The organism is Streptomyces sp. SAS_272, from assembly GCF_052543235.1.
This window is the reverse complement of the sequence record NZ_JBMNDR010000073.1, coordinates 1-13,878: the sequence shown is the minus strand read 5'-3', so window position 1 is coordinate 13,878 and position 13,878 is coordinate 1. Positions and strand designations below refer to the sequence as shown.

Here is a 13,878-nt window from a genome sequence, read left to right as displayed (position 1 = left end):
GGGGCAGGGTGTCCGGGGCGTTCTACGGGCGGCGTCTCTTGCCGTCGAGTTCGTCCCACCACTCGTCGGACTTGGGGTCGCCCGAGGGGTCGTCCCACCAGCGGTCCTCGGGGCCGCGGCGGTTGGCGACCATCGCCGCGACCGGCGGGATGACCATCGCCACCAGGCACATCGCGACGGCCGCGGGCGTCGACCAGATGCGCACGACCGCCCACGCCAGGACGAACAGCGTGATGCAGGTGCCCATCATCGCGAAATAGACGTGCCGTCGGCGGGCGAGCATACGTCCAGGGTAGGCCGGGACACGGCGAAGGGCCGTGTCCCGGGAGTCCAACCCGTGGGACACGGCCCCAGCGTCGTGCTCAGACCGCGATCGCGACCTCGGCGAGACCGCCCTGCTGGGCGACCACGGTGCGGTCGGCGGTGCCGCCGGGCACGAGGGCGCGGACGGTCCAGGTGCCTTCGGCCGCGTAGAAGCGGAACTGTCCGGTGGCGGAGGTCGGGACCTCCGCGGTGAACTCGCCGGTCGAGTCCAGCAGACGGACGTAGCCCGTCACCGGCTCGCCGTCCCGGGTCACCTGACCCTGGATCGTGGTCTCACCGGGCTTGATCGTCGAGGCGTCCGGGCCGCCGGCCTTCGCTCCACACATGTGTTTCTCCAGAGGGGTCTGACCAGAAGGTCGGTCGGGTGGGATTACTTGTTGGCGCCGAGCTCGATCGGGACGCCGACCAGGGAGCCGTACTCGGTCCAGGAGCCGTCGTAGTTCTTGACGTTCTCCACGCCCAGCAGCTCGTGCAGCACGAACCAGGTCAGGGCCGAGCGCTCGCCGATGCGGCAGTACGCGATGGTGTCCTTGGCCAGGTCGACCTGCTCGTCGGCGTAGAGCTCCTTGAGCTCGTCGTCCGACTTGAACGTGCCGTCGTCGTTGGCGTTCTTCGACCACGGGATGTTGCGGGCGGACGGGACGTGGCCCGGACGCTGCGACTGCTCCTGCGGCAGGTGGGCGGGGGCGAGCAGCTTGCCGCTGAACTCGTCGGGCGAGCGGACGTCGACCAGGTTCTGGACGCCGATGGCCGCCACGACGTCGTCGCGGTAGGCGCGGATGGCCGTGTTCTGCGGCTTGGCCTTGTAGTCGGTCGTCGCGCGCTCGGGCACCTCTTCGACCAGCTCGCGGGCGTCCAGCTCCCACTTCTTGCGGCCGCCGTCGAGGAGCTTGACGTTCTCGTGGCCGTACAGCTTGAAGTACCAGTAGGCGTACGAGGCGAACCAGTTGTTGTTGCCGCCGTAGAGGATCACCAGCGTGTCGTTGGCGATGCCCTTCGCGGACAGGAGCTTCTCGAAGCCCTCCTGGTCGACGAAGTCACGGCGGACCGGGTCCTGCAGGTCCTGGGTCCAGTCGATCCGGATCGCGTTCCTGATGTGGTTCTTCTCGTACGCGGACGTGTCCTCGTCGACCTCGACGATGGCGATGTCGGCGTTGTCGAGGTTGGCCTCGACCCAGTCGGCGTCGACCAGTACGTCGCTGCGGCTCATGCTCGTTCTCCTCCGGGGCAGTTACGGCGGGGGTGTGCAAGAAAAGAGGGGTGCGCGACCGGGACTCGCCGGCGGCCGGCGCACGGATGCCCTCGGAAGAGGGCGGGGGAGACGCGGAAGGCCGGCGGCGCTTCCGCTCAGAAGGGGCGACAGAGCATGGCGGCGACGCGGCACAGGTCTACTGCCCGCCGCTTCGTGAGATCCGCCTGTCGCTGCATCATGCTGTCGATCGTAGGGACGGACAGGCGGCCATGTCATCAAGGCTCCGAATAATGAGACGCGATCGTCCGCATGCTGGGAACGCAGAAGCGCCCGGACCGTGGGGACACGGGTTCCGGGCGCTTGTATTCGTCGTCACATCGGCCGCGCGGCGATCGCGTCTCGCCTGTCGGACAGCCGGCGTCCATCGGCGGTTCGTCCACCGGCGGTCCGTCCGTCGACGCCCCGTCGACCGGCGCCCCGTCCACCGGCGCCCCGTCCACCAGCCTCTCGTCCACCGGCGGCTCGTCGACCGGCGGTCTGGCGATCGGTGGTCTGGCGATCGGTGCGGCTATCGGGTCCGGCGATCCGTGGTTCGTCCGTCAGCGTCCAGCCCTACCCGGCCAGCCTGACGTTCGAACCCTTCACGGAGATCTCGACGCCGTCCTTGCCCGCCTGGACCTTGTCCAGCTTGATGCCGCCGGGCAGGTCGTCGATCTTCTGCTGGAAGTCCGTGATCGAGCGCACCTCGTTCTCGGCGGCCCGGACCCCGCCGAAGCTCGGCAGCGAGTCGGCGTGCACGCGGACGGTGTCGCCCTGGACGGTGACCGTGCTCAGGACGTACACGGGCTGCGGCAGCTTGGTGCCGAGCACGGTGGCCTCGACGGCGACCTTGATCTTCCCGTTGCCGCCGTCCGAGAGGCCCACGACGTTCGCGGTGACGCCCCGCACCACCTCGGTCGGCTCGGCCTTGGCCGTCTTCAGCAGCTCGGCGTAGGTGATGGAGGCGCTGCCGGTGGCACTGGCGGCGGTCGCGGAGCTGTAGTCGCCGGAGAACTCGACGCCCTTCATGTTCGCCTGGAGGTCGCCGATCCGGATCGTCCGACCGCTGGTGCCGGTCGCCGCCTGGTAGTCCTTGATGCCCACCTCGACGTCGTCCAGCGAGCCGCCGACGACCTGGGTGAGGAACGGGAAGCCCTTGATGGACACGTCCGGGGTGGCGGCGAGGCCCTCGTTGGCCTTGAGCTTGTCGGCCACCTCGCCCTCCGCGAAGTTCACGGCGAGACGGTCCGCCAGCACGAACAGGCCGCCCAGGACCACGACGACGACCAGAAGTATGCGGAGTGCACGCATGACGGATATTCCCCCACCGGACGACCTGAACAGTTCACTGACAACGGTTCAAGGTAACCCTTGGGGAAAGGCCCGCCGCCGGATTGTCGATCACCTGTGACAGACCCTTACCGCTCTTACCTCCTTACGCCGGCGTCTTACGCCAGCGCCCGCCCGAGCACGTACACCGCGGGTGCCGCCGCGGCCAGCGGCAGGGCCACGCCCGCCGTGAAGTGCACGAAACGGGAGGGGTAGTCGTAGCTCGCGACCCGGTGGCCGATGAGCGCGCAGACCGCCGCGCCGGCGCCGAGCAGCGCGCCCCCGGCGCCCAGACCGGTCATCCCGCCGACCGCGATGCCCGCGCCCGCCGCGGCGAGCAGGGACACCACGACGGAGGCCGGGGTGGGCAGCGGCAGCGCCCGGGCGAGGACGGCCACCGCCACCGCGGCCGCGCCGACCGACACCGCGTCCGGATCGGCGCCGAGGTGGCCGGTGGCGAGGACGGCCAGCGCGCTGGAGGTGACGGTCGCCATCAGGCCGTACATGCGCTCGTCGGGGTCGGCGTGCGAGCGCAGCTGGAGGATGAGGCAGAGCAGGACCCACACGCCGAGAGTGCCGAGGATGGCGGCGGGCGCGTTCTCCCGGCCGGCGGCGAGGAGCACCGCGTCCGAGACCAGCGCGCCCAGGAAGGCGAGGGCGATGCCCTGCCGGGCGGGCCACATGCCGTTCAGCCGGAACCAGCCCGCGGCCGTCACCGCCTGGAGGACGACGAGCGGGACGAGCAGGGCGTACGAACCGATCGCCGCCGTGCCGGAGAGCAGCAGACCGAGCAGCGCGGTGAGCGCGGCGGGCTGCATGCCCGGCTCGATGATGGGCGAGCGGCCCTCCAGCCGGGCCCGCTGGGCGTCGGTGACCCGGGCGTTGCCGGCCATCGTGGCGGGCCCGTACCCCGAGCCGGTGCCGCCCGCGGGCTGGGAGGCCGCGACGGCGGGCGCCGGCCCGGCGGACACGGGAGAGGCGTGAGACGCGGGGGACGTATGCGACGCCGGGGATGCGGGGGACGCGTGAGGCGTGGGCCGGGCGGCGGCAGCGTGTCGGCCGTCCGTCCCGTCCGCCGGGTCTCCGTAGGCGGCCTGCGGGTTCCCGTACGCGGGAACCCCGCCCGTCTGCGGCGGCAGGTATGCGGTTCGGGCCGGGTCGGCGGCCGGGTCCGCGGCGGCGACCGGCGGCTGGACGCTCGTCTCCCAGGTCTGCCCCTGCCACTGCTGCGTGTACTGGAGGTGCGCCTGAGGGTCGTCGTACCCCTGCTGCTGCCCGGGCCACGCCTGCTGCTGCGCCTGCTGGAACTGCTGCGCCTGCTGCGCGTACGGGTCGTGGTCCGGCCGGCCCTGGTACCCCTGCTGGGCTTCGTGGCTCTGATAACCCTCTTCGCCCCGGTAGCCCTCTTGGCCCTGGTAGGCCTGGTGGTCCGGGTAACCCTGATGGTCGTACGGCTGGTCGGTCATCTCACCCTCCTGCGAACGGCGGGAGCACCTCGACCGTGCCGCCGTCGGCCAGCCGTACCGTCTCATGTTCGCGGGTGCCCACGGGGTCACCGTCGACGAGGAACGAGCATCGCCGCAGGACACGCACGAGTTCGCCGGGGTGTCGCTCGCGTACGGCGTCGAGCGCCTCGGCGAGCGTCGCCGCTTCCTGCGACTCCTCGGCGATGCCGGCCGCGGCCTTCGCGGCGGCCCAGTAGCGCACCGTGACCTGGGGCATGGGTTCCTCAATCGATCGGCTGTGTACACGGTCAGGCTAGCCCGCCCGGGCGACCGCCCAGTCCCCGATACGGGCCAGCAGGCCGTCGCCGGCCGCGTGCTCGGCGTGGCCCATGCCGTGCTCCACCCAGAGTTCGCCGTGTCCGGCGGCGGCCTCCGCCAGCATTCGGGGGTGGTCGAGCGGGAAGTAGCCGTCCCGGTCGCCGTGCACGATCAGCAGCGGTGTCGGGGCGATCCTCGGGACCGCCTGCACCGGGGACAGGGGCACCGGGTCCCAGTCGCGTCGGTGGATGCGGGTGCGGAAGCCGTAGCGGCCGACGAGGCGGCCCTCGGGGCGGGTGACCATCCAGTGCAGCCGGCGCATGGGGGCCGTCCCGCGGTAGTACCAGCGGGCGGGGGCGCTCACCGAGACCACGGCGTCGACCGTCCCGGGGTGCAGTGCCGCGTGGCGCAGGACCACCGAGCCGCCCATGGAGAAGCCGACGGTCACCACGCGCGCGTGCCCGAGCGAACGGGCCCGGTCGACGGCGGCGGCCAGGTCGAGGACCTCGCGGTCGCCCACCGTCGAGTGCCCGCCCGAGCGGCCGTGCCCACGGAAGGAGAAGGTGACGACGGCGCCGTACCGGGCGAGGACGGACGCCACCCGCCGTACGTGCGGCCGGTCCACGTCGCCGGTGAACCCGTGGGCGACGACGAACACCGGGTGTCGGGCGGATGACCCGCCGGCGTCGTATACGACCGCACCCGGGTTGTATACGAAATCGATGGAAACCCCGTCGGCGGTGGGCAGAAACGTCCGCAATGGTGCGGAGGTGCCCGTCTCGCAATTCGGACGAACGGTGGAACGCACCACATGACCTGCCGGACCGCTGCTCATGTGGGCTATTCTGCTGGACAGAGGACTCGGGCAGCGCAGCCCCCGGGTCCTTTCGTGCTTTCGGACGCGTTGTATACGAGCGGGCACCGAGCGGGAAACGCCAGGTGAACGCGGGTGTACGGGCCCCGGGAACGCAGAGCAGTGCCGTGACAGCCGCAGTGCCGCAAGAACTCCCCCACCGCCCCGAAGCGTGGGAGGGGCCCCACGCAGGGACCGAGGAGGAACCAGACATATGAGTTCTCTGCTGCTCCTGACCAACGCTCTCCAGCCCTCGACGGAAGTGCTGCCGGCCCTCGGCCTGCTGCTGCACAACGTGCGCGTGGCCCCGGCAGAAGGCCCCGCTCTCGTCGACACCCCTGGCGCCGACGTCATCCTCGTGGACGGGCGTCGCGACCTGCCCCAGGTGCGCAGCCTGTGTCAGCTGCTGCGCTCCACCGGGCCGGGCTGTCCGCTCGTCCTCGTCGTGACCGAGGGCGGCCTCGCCGCCGTCACCGCCGACTGGGGCATCGACGACGTGCTCCTGGACACCGCCGGACCGGCCGAGGTCGAGGCCCGGCTGCGGCTCGCCATGGGCCGCCAGCAGATCGTCAACGACGACTCCCCGATGGAGATCCGCAACGGCGACCTGTCGGTCGACGAGGCGACCTACAGCGCGAAGCTGAAGGGGCGGGTCCTGGACCTCACCTTCAAGGAGTTCGAGCTCCTGAAGTACCTCGCCCAGCACCCGGGCCGGGTGTTCACGCGCGCACAGCTGCTCCAGGAGGTCTGGGGCTACGACTACTTCGGCGGCACCCGCACGGTCGACGTCCACGTACGGCGGCTGCGGGCCAAGCTCGGCCCGGAGCACGAGTCGCTGATCGGGACCGTCCGGAACGTCGGTTATCGATTCGTTACCCCCGAGAAGGGGGAACGCTCCACGGACGAGACCAAGGCGAAGACGGACCGGCCGGAGCGGGCAAAGACGGACGAGGCGGACAACGTGTCCGCCCTGGACGCCACCGAGGTCTCGGCGGAGGCGTAGTACCCGCCGGTAGGCCCCGCACCTGCTCGGACAGGGCGTTGCTTCCGCAAGCAGAAGGTTCTTCACGCCCTGCCCAGAGCCGGTCCATCCGCGTAGACTCCGCGCGTGGCAAAGGTGACTCGGGATGATGTGGCGCGGCTGGCGGGGACTTCGACCGCCGTCGTCAGTTACGTCATCAACAACGGACCCCGGCCGGTCGCCCCGGCCACGCGCGAGCGTGTCCTCGCCGCCATCAAGGAGCTGGGGTACCGGCCCGACCGGGTCGCCCAGGCGATGGCGTCCCGACGCACCGACCTCATAGGCCTGATCATCCCGGACGCCCGTCAGCCCTTCTTCGGCGAGATGGCGCACGCGGTCGAGCAGGCCGCCTCCGAGCGCGGGAAAATGGTGCTGGTCGGCAACACCGACTACGTCGCCGAGCGCGAGGTCCACTATCTGCGGGCGTTCCTCGGGATGCGGGTCTCCGGCCTCATCCTCGTCAGCCACGCGCTGAACGACCAGGCGGCCGCCGAGATCGACGCCTGGGACGCACGCGTGGTGCTGCTGCACGAACGTCCCGAGGCCATCGACGACGTCGCCGTCGTCACCGACGACCTCGGCGGCGCCCAGCTCGCCGTTCGCCACCTCCTGGAGCACGGTCACCCCTACGTCGCCTGCGTCGGCGGCACCGCGGAGACCCCCTCCGTCGGCGACCCGGTCTCCGACCACGTCGAGGGCTGGCGGCGCGCGATGGACGAGGCCGGGATCAGCACGGAGGGCCGGCTCTTCGAGGCCCCGTACAACCGCTACGACGCCTACCGCGTCTCCCTCGAACTGCTGGCGGGCCCGGACCGGCCGCCGGCCGTCTTCTGCTCCACCGACGACCAGGCGATCGGCCTGCTGCGCGCGGCGCGCGAGCTGCGCATCGACGTCCCCGGCGAGCTGGCGGTCATCGGCTTCGACGACATCAAGGAAGCGGCCCTCGCCGACCCGCCCATGACAACGATCGCATCGGACCGCTCGGCGATGGCCCGAGCCGCCGTCGACCTCGTCCTGGACGACGGTCTGCGCGTCGCGGGATCCCGGCGCGAGCGCCTGAAGGTGTTCCCCTCGCGCCTGGTGGCGCGGCGTTCCTGCGGCTGCGAGCAGCCTGCTTGAACAGCGCCCGGGCCGTGCCCGGGCGGCCTTCATGAGACCTGTCTGAGAGACCTCGCGCCGCCGCCGCGTCCGGCTTTATATCGGGCACACGAGGTTCTGCCGGGCTTCTCAGGGAGCACTCAGGGAGCTCTCATGGTCGAGCGACAAGCTTCCTTCCATGACCGAGAGCATCCGCCGCAGCGGCGAGTACGAGAACCCGTACCAGGCCCCGTACGAGGGCGCCCGGCAGCACGCACCCTCCCCGGCGGCCCCGTCGCCGGCGGCCGGCTCCCCGGTGGCCGGCTCCCCCGTGAACCCGGAGTGGCCGCCCCCGCCCGCCCACCGGCCCGCTGCCGCCCACGAGGCGCAGCAGACCGCGCGGCAGCCGATCCCGCAGCAGCAGACCGCGCAGCAGCCGGCGGTCGACCCCGCAACCGGATGGCAGGCCCCGGCGGCCCCTGCGGCCCCGGGCGGCGACGGATTCGGCGGTCACGGCGGTCACGGCGGTCACGGCGGCGGAACCGCTCTGCTCGCTCCCCCGGCCGCCGAGCCCGCCCCCCACGCCAGGAAGAAGCGCACCCGCGGTCCGCTCGCGCTGCTCGCCGCCGTGGCGATCGTCGCGGCCGCCATCGGAGGCGGCACCGCCTACGGCATCCAGGAGCTGACCGGCAAGGACGAGGTGGTCGCCACGTCCACCACCACCAGCGTGGTGCCCTCCAGCAAGACGGGCGACGTGGCCACCATCGCGGCAGCGGTCAGCCCGAGCGTCGTCGAGGTCAGCGCCACGCTCAGCAACGGGACGTCCACCGGGTCCGGCGTGATCATCACCAGCGGCGGCGAGGTCGTCACCAACAACCACGTCATCTCCGGTGCGAACTCGATCAAGGTGACGACCAGCGACGGCAAGTCGTACACCGCCAAGGTCGTCGGCACGGACAGCAAGAAGGACCTCGCGCTCCTCAAGCTGGCGAACGCCTCCGGTCTGAAGGCGGCGACCCTCGGCGACTCCGCCGGGGTCAAGGTCGGTGACACGGTCGTGGCGATCGGCTCCCCCGAGGGCCTGACCGGCACCGTCACCAGCGGCATCGTCTCCGCCCTGGACCGCGACGTGACCGTCTCCACCGACGAGAGCCAGGGCCAGCAGCAACAGCAGGGCGGCGGGGAGGGCAACTGGCCCTTCCAGTTCGGCGGCCGGCAGTTCAACGGCGACACCGGCGAGTCCACCACGACGTACAAGGCGCTCCAGACGGACGCCTCCCTCAACCCCGGCAACTCCGGCGGCGCGCTCATCGACGCCGCGGGCGACATCATCGGCATCAACTCCGCGATGTACTCCGCCGCGGCCGACTCGTCCTCCTCCGACGCCGGCAGCGTCGGCCTCGGATTCGCCATCCCGATCAACACCGTCAAGTCCGACCTCGCCACGCTGCGGGCCGGCGGCTCCGACAGCTGACCACCCCCACCGACCGAGCCAGGGAGCACGTCATGATCAAGCAGGTTTCGCACACGGTGACCGGATTCGGTGCGGCCGACCTCGGCCTGGCCCTCGACGTGGCGTACGAGCTGCACGCCCCGGCCCCGTCGACCCGCGCGCCGGAGGTGGCCCCGCAGCTGACCGGCCTGCGCGCCCCGGCCGGCCGGCCGCACGTGCGCAAGGTCCCGCTGAACCGGCTCGCGGCGCTGCGCGCCTGAGCACACCCCGCACGCTCCGCCCGCTCCATACGCACCCGCCGGGAACCGTGCGAGGCTGAGGACGCTCACCACGTTCAGCACGACCTGCCTCCCGTCGTCCCACCGCACCCGAGGAATCCACGCCCATGAGCCCCGCCGAAGGCGACCGTGACACCCAGCGCATCCTGATCGTCGACGACGAGCCGGCGGTACGCGAAGCACTCCAGCGCAGCCTCGCGTTCGAGGGCTACGACACGCAGGTCGCCGTGGACGGCGCGGACGCGCTGGAGAAGGCGACGGCCTACCGCCCCGATCTGCTGGTCCTGGACATCCAGATGCCGCGCATGGACGGTCTGACGGCGGCCCGTCGCATCCGGGGCGCGGGCGACACCACCCCCATCCTGATGCTGACGGCCCGTGACACGGTCGGCGACCGCGTCACCGGGCTCGACGCGGGCGCCGACGACTACCTGGTCAAGCCCTTCGAACTCGACGAGCTCTTCGCCCGGGTCCGGGCCCTGCTGCGGCGCAGCTCCTACGCGCCGGCGGCCGGCGCGGGCGCGGCGCAGGAGGACGACGCCCTCACCTTCGCCGACCTGCGCATGGACCTCGCGACGCGGGAGGTGACGCGGGGCGGCCGGCCGGTCGAACTGACCCGCACGGAGTTCACCCTCCTCGAGATGTTCATGGCGCACCCGCGCCAGGTCCTCACCCGCGAGCAGATCCTGAAGGCCGTCTGGGGATTCGACTTCGAGCCGTCGTCCAACTCGCTGGACGTGTATGTGATGTACCTGCGCCGCAAGACGGAGGCCGGCGGTGAGCCGCGCCTCGTGCACACCGTACGAGGGGTCGGGTACGTGCTGCGGCAGGGCGGCGCCGAGTGAACAGGGTCGTCCGGCGGTTCCGGACCCTGCCCATCCGGGCACGGCTGTCGATGCTGGTCGCCGCCGCTGTGGCGTTCGCGGTGGCGGCGGTCTCGGTGACCTGCTGGTTCATCGTGCAGGGGAAGCTGTACGACCAGGTCGACCAGGATCTCGAGAAGTCGCTGGGCATGCCACGGCTTCAGGACCAGGCCGAGGCCGCGGTCAACAACTGCACCACGAAGACATCGCTGGACACCGGCAACGGGCCGCCGCGCAGCACCTACTACCAGGTGGTCACGGAGGACGGAAAGTCCTGTGTGGCGCCGTACTCCGTCGGCTCGGTCAAGGTGACCGAGGCCGACCGGAACCTCATCGAGCAGGGAAGCGAGACCCACGGAAAGTTCCGCAACGGCACCGACTCGGAGGGCAACGACGTACGCGTCCTCACCCTGCCGGGACTCACGGTCGCCGACCCGTCCACGCAGAGCGCCTCCAACGCCGCCCTCCTCATCGCGCTCCCTCTGAAGAACACCCAGTCCACCCTCAACGACCTCGCCCTCCTGCTCCTCCTCGTCTCCGGTGTCGGGGTCGTCGGCGCCGGAGCCGCCGGTCTCGCCGTCGCCCGGGCCGGGATGCGGCCGGTCGACAAGCTCACCGAGGCCGTCGAGCACGTGGCCAGGACGGAGGACCTGAGCATCCGGATCCCCGTCGAGGACGAGTCCGACGACGAGATCGCCCGGCTCTCCCGTTCCTTCAACTCGATGACCGCCTCCCTCGCCGACTCCCGGGAGCTGCAGCAGCAGTTGATCGCGGACGCCGGGCACGAGCTGCGCACCCCGCTGACCTCGCTGCGCACCAACATCGAGCTCCTGACCCGCAGCGAGGAGACGGGCCGTCCGATCCCCGAAGCGGACCGCAAGGCGCTGCTCGCCTCCGTGAAGGCGCAGATGACCGAGCTGGGGTCGCTCATCGGCGACCTCCAGGAACTGTCCCGTCCGGAAGGGCAGCGCGGCGAGCGCGTGCAGGTGGTGTCCTTCGAGGACACCGTGGAGTCGGCGCTGCGCCGGGCCCGGTTGCGCGGTCCGGAGCTGACCATCACGGCGTCGCTGGAGTCCTGGTACGCCCGGGCGGAGCCGGCGGCGCTGGAGCGGGCGGTGGTCAACATCCTGGACAACGCGGTGAAGTTCAGCCCCGAGGGCGGCACGATCGAGGTCCGTCTCGTCGGCGGGACGCTGACCGTCCGCGATCACGGCCCCGGCATCCCGGCCGACGAACTCCCGCACGTCTTCGACCGCTTCTGGCGCTCTCCCGAAGCGCGGGCCCTCCCCGGCTCCGGTCTCGGTCTGTCGATCGTCGCCCGAACCGTGGAAGAGGCGGGCGGCCAGGTCACGTTGGAGCGGGCGGACGGCGGTGGCACGGTGGCGACGGTCCGACTGCCGGGGGCGCCGACCCCACCGCCGGAGACGCCGGGAGACGTGCCGGCGACGTCCTGAGGATCCTCGGCAACCTTTTCCTTCCGTGCGGCGACCATGCCACGACCCGAACCCCCCACGGGTGGTCCCCTCCATGGAACGGAATCCCTCACATGAGCGATATCAGCGGTTCGCCCAGGCGTCGGCACCGCAAGCGCAGGAAGGCTCTCGCGCTGGGCGTCCCCCTCACCCTGACCGCGGCCGGCGCTCTCGCCTACGGCACGGATCTGGGCGCGTTCGGCAGCGCCGTGCAGCACACGGCGTCGGCCGCGACCGCGGCACCCGCCTGGGCGACCGCCTCCGCCGACGGCTTCGCGTCGGTCGACGCCCTGGGGCAGAACGGCACCTACGGCGGCCGCAACGGCAAGACCGTCACCGTGAAGACCCTCGCCGACCTGGAGAAGTACGCCACCGCCGGTGAGCCGTACGTCATCGTCGTGGCGGCCACGATCACCATGAACCCGGTCGGCAAAGAGATCAAGGTCCAGTCCGACAAGACGATCGTCGGGTCCGGGACCTCCGGGCAGATCGTCGGGGGCGGGTTCTTCCTCGGCCAGGGCGTCCACAACGTGATCATCCGGAACCTGACGATCCGGGACGCCTACCAGGGCGTCTGGAACGACAAGGAACACGACTTCGACGGCATCCAGATGGACGGCGCCCACCACGTCTGGATCGATCACAACGACATCCGGCACATGGCCGACGGACTCATCGACAGCCGCAAGGACACGACCTACCTGACGGTCTCCTGGAACAAACTGAGCCAGGAGAACAAGGCGTTCGGCATCGGCTGGACCGCCAACGTCACCGCCGACATCACCATCCACCACAACTGGGTCCGCGAGACCGAGCAGCGCAACCCGTCCACGGACAACGTCGCCCACGCGCACCTGTACAACAACTTCCTGGAGGACGTGGCGGGGACGGACATCAAGTCGTCGTACGGCAACTACTCCCGCGGCAAGACGAACATGGTGCTGGAGAACTCCTACTTCCAGGGCATGACCGATCCCGTGGTCCGGGACACGACGGCCACCCTCGTCCAGCGCGGCAACATGTTCTCCGGCACGAGCGGCAAGAACGAGAGCGGCGGGTCGGGCGCGGCCTGGAACCCCAAGACGTACTACCCGTACACGCTGGACAAGGCCGCGGACGTCCCGGCGCTCCTCAAGTCGGGTACCGGCCCGCGCGCTTCCATCGGGACCACGGCGGCGGCCACGACCACCGCCACCACGAAGGCGGCCGCGGCCACCACGCTCACCGTCGCCAAGGACGGCAGCGGGCAGTACACGACCGTGCAGGCCGCGGTGAACGCCGTACCGGCGAACAACCCCTCGCGCGTGGTGATCGCCGTCAAGCCGGGCACGTACCGCGAGCTGGTGAAGGTGCCGAGCAACAAGCCGCACGTCACCATCCAGGGCACCGGCGGCAGCCGCAAGGACACCACGATCGTCTACAACAACGCGTCGGGCACCCCCAAGCCCGGCGGAGGCACGTACGGCACCGGCGGCAGCGCGACCGTCGCCGTCGACGCGGACGACTTCCAGGCCCGCAACCTGACCGTCTCCAACGACTTCGACGAAGGCGCCCACCAGGACATCGCCGGCCAGGCGGTCGCCCTGCGCACCTCCGCCGACAAGGTGTTCCTGGACGGCATCATCGTCAGCGGCGACCAGGACACCCTGCTGGTGGACACCGCGTCCAAGGACAAGCTCGGCCGTGTCTACATGACGAACTCCTACGTGATCGGCAACGTCGACTTCATCTTCGGCCGCGCCACCGCCGTGATCGACAAGTCCGTCATCACGCTGAAGAAGCGCTTCAACGGCACCTCGGCCGGCTACGTCACCGCCCCCAGCACCGCCGCCGGGCGCAAGGGCATCCTGATCGCCGACACCACGATCGGCGGGGACGTCTCCGACCGCAGCTTCTACCTCGGCCGCCCCTGGCACGCCGGCGGCGACGCGAGCCTCGACCCGCAGGCCACCGTCCGCAACAGCACGCTGAGCGCCGCGATCAGGACCGCGCCCTGGACCGACATGAGCGGCTTCTCGTGGAAGGACGACCGGTTCGCCGAGTACCGGAACAAGGGCGCGGGAGCCGGCGCCGCGAGCACCGAACGCCCCCAGCTGTCCGACGCCCAGGCCGCCGGCCAGGAGGTCGTGGACTGGCTCGGCGGCTGGACCCCCAGCGCGTCCTGACGGGTTGGCGGCGGGACCGGCCAACCGGCCCGTAAGCCGAAGAGGGGGG

Annotated in this window: 15 protein-coding genes; 7 read left to right on the top strand and 8 right to left on the bottom strand. The window is 71.1% G+C overall.

Going from position 1 to position 13,878, the window contains the following annotated elements:
* Positions 1-22: 22 nt before the first annotated feature.
* From ACN6LD_RS31755 to ACN6LD_RS31720, 8 genes are all read right to left on the bottom strand, one after another.
* A complete protein-coding gene (locus tag ACN6LD_RS31755) occupies positions 23-283 on the bottom strand; it encodes a DUF3099 domain-containing protein (RefSeq protein ID WP_266720710.1) in 261 nt (86 codons plus the stop codon).
* A gap of 79 nt (positions 284-362) precedes the next feature.
* Positions 363-650, bottom strand: a complete 288-nt coding sequence (locus tag ACN6LD_RS31750) for a DUF1416 domain-containing protein (protein ID WP_004986406.1) — start codon at positions 648-650, stop codon at positions 363-365.
* Between the two features lie 44 nt (positions 651-694).
* Positions 695-1,534 (bottom strand): sulfurtransferase, encoded by an 840-nt coding sequence (locus ACN6LD_RS31745; protein ID WP_107443282.1) that lies wholly within the window; start codon positions 1,532-1,534, stop codon positions 695-697.
* 137 nt (positions 1,535-1,671) lie between these two features.
* Positions 1,672-1,752: an Ms5788A family Cys-rich leader peptide gene (locus ACN6LD_RS31740; protein WP_351335063.1), complete on the bottom strand. Its 81-nt coding sequence runs from the start codon at positions 1,750-1,752 to the stop codon at positions 1,672-1,674.
* Positions 1,753-2,128: 376 nt separating this feature from the next.
* The gene (locus tag ACN6LD_RS31735; RefSeq protein WP_319196531.1) at positions 2,129-2,866 is read right to left on the bottom strand and encodes an LmeA family phospholipid-binding protein; all 738 of its coding nucleotides are present in this window, start codon (positions 2,864-2,866) and stop codon (positions 2,129-2,131) included.
* Positions 2,867-3,003: 137 nt separating this feature from the next.
* A complete protein-coding gene (locus tag ACN6LD_RS31730) occupies positions 3,004-4,350 on the bottom strand; it encodes a hypothetical protein (protein ID WP_445044998.1) in 1,347 nt (448 codons plus the stop codon).
* Between the two features lies 1 nt (position 4,351).
* A complete protein-coding gene (locus tag ACN6LD_RS31725) occupies positions 4,352-4,606 on the bottom strand; it encodes a MoaD/ThiS family protein (protein ID WP_057579267.1) in 255 nt (84 codons plus the stop codon).
* 36 nt (positions 4,607-4,642) lie between these two features.
* A complete protein-coding gene (locus ACN6LD_RS31720; protein ID WP_319196536.1) occupies positions 4,643-5,482 on the bottom strand; it encodes an alpha/beta hydrolase in 840 nt (279 codons plus the stop codon).
* Positions 5,483-5,714: 232 nt separating this feature from the next.
* On the opposite strand from ACN6LD_RS31720, the gene ACN6LD_RS31715 reads away from it, so the two are divergent.
* From ACN6LD_RS31715 to ACN6LD_RS31685, 7 genes are all read left to right on the top strand, one after another.
* Positions 5,715-6,503: a response regulator transcription factor gene (locus ACN6LD_RS31715; protein WP_319196538.1), complete on the top strand. Its 789-nt coding sequence runs from the start codon at positions 5,715-5,717 to the stop codon at positions 6,501-6,503.
* Between the two features lie 105 nt (positions 6,504-6,608).
* The gene (locus ACN6LD_RS31710; protein WP_079041288.1) at positions 6,609-7,640 is read left to right on the top strand and encodes a LacI family DNA-binding transcriptional regulator; all 1,032 of its coding nucleotides are present in this window, start codon (positions 6,609-6,611) and stop codon (positions 7,638-7,640) included.
* Between the two features lie 157 nt (positions 7,641-7,797).
* Entirely contained in the window at positions 7,798-9,072 is a 1,275-nt protein-coding gene (locus ACN6LD_RS31705) for a S1C family serine protease (protein ID WP_445044997.1), read from the top strand.
* 32 nt (positions 9,073-9,104) lie between these two features.
* Complete coding sequence (locus ACN6LD_RS31700; RefSeq protein WP_445044996.1) at positions 9,105-9,311, top strand: hypothetical protein; 207 nt, start codon at positions 9,105-9,107, stop codon at positions 9,309-9,311.
* A 125-nt stretch (positions 9,312-9,436) separates the two neighbouring features.
* On the top strand, positions 9,437-10,174 hold the full coding sequence (locus ACN6LD_RS31695) for a response regulator transcription factor (RefSeq protein ID WP_319196807.1): 738 nt from the start codon (positions 9,437-9,439) through the stop codon (positions 10,172-10,174).
* On the top strand, positions 10,171-11,646 hold the full coding sequence (locus ACN6LD_RS31690) for a HAMP domain-containing sensor histidine kinase (protein WP_445044995.1): 1,476 nt from the start codon (positions 10,171-10,173) through the stop codon (positions 11,644-11,646). The genes ACN6LD_RS31695 and ACN6LD_RS31690 overlap by 4 nt, the downstream gene beginning before the upstream one ends.
* Positions 11,647-11,738: 92 nt before the next feature.
* Positions 11,739-13,829, top strand: a complete 2,091-nt coding sequence (locus ACN6LD_RS31685; protein ID WP_445044994.1) for a pectinesterase family protein — start codon at positions 11,739-11,741, stop codon at positions 13,827-13,829.
* The last annotated feature ends 49 nt before the right edge of the window (positions 13,830-13,878 follow it).

Excerpts from the sequence above, each read along its gene's own strand:
- ACN6LD_RS31755 (WP_266720710.1), bottom strand. The coding sequence starts at position 283 with ATGCTCGCCCGCCGACGGCACGTCTATTTCGCGATGATGGGCACCTGC.
- ACN6LD_RS31750 (WP_004986406.1), bottom strand. The coding sequence starts at position 650 with ATGTGTGGAGCGAAGGCCGGCGGCCCGGACGCCTCGACGATCAAGCCC.
- ACN6LD_RS31745 (WP_107443282.1), bottom strand. The coding sequence starts at position 1,534 with ATGAGCCGCAGCGACGTACTGGTCGACGCCGACTGGGTCGAGGCCAAC.
- ACN6LD_RS31740 (WP_351335063.1), bottom strand. The coding sequence starts at position 1,752 with ATGCAGCGACAGGCGGATCTCACGAAGCGGCGGGCAGTAGACCTGTGC.
- ACN6LD_RS31735 (WP_319196531.1), bottom strand. The coding sequence starts at position 2,866 with ATGCGTGCACTCCGCATACTTCTGGTCGTCGTCGTGGTCCTGGGCGGC.
- ACN6LD_RS31730 (WP_445044998.1), bottom strand. The coding sequence starts at position 4,350 with ATGACCGACCAGCCGTACGACCATCAGGGTTACCCGGACCACCAGGCC.
- ACN6LD_RS31725 (WP_057579267.1), bottom strand. The coding sequence starts at position 4,606 with ATGCCCCAGGTCACGGTGCGCTACTGGGCCGCCGCGAAGGCCGCGGCC.
- ACN6LD_RS31720 (WP_319196536.1), bottom strand. The coding sequence starts at position 5,482 with ATGAGCAGCGGTCCGGCAGGTCATGTGGTGCGTTCCACCGTTCGTCCG.
- ACN6LD_RS31715 (WP_319196538.1), top strand. The coding sequence starts at position 5,715 with ATGAGTTCTCTGCTGCTCCTGACCAACGCTCTCCAGCCCTCGACGGAA.
- ACN6LD_RS31705 (WP_445044997.1), top strand. The coding sequence starts at position 7,798 with ATGACCGAGAGCATCCGCCGCAGCGGCGAGTACGAGAACCCGTACCAG.
- ACN6LD_RS31700 (WP_445044996.1), top strand. The coding sequence starts at position 9,105 with ATGATCAAGCAGGTTTCGCACACGGTGACCGGATTCGGTGCGGCCGAC.
- ACN6LD_RS31695 (WP_319196807.1), top strand. The coding sequence starts at position 9,437 with ATGAGCCCCGCCGAAGGCGACCGTGACACCCAGCGCATCCTGATCGTC.
- ACN6LD_RS31685 (WP_445044994.1), top strand. The coding sequence starts at position 11,739 with ATGAGCGATATCAGCGGTTCGCCCAGGCGTCGGCACCGCAAGCGCAGG.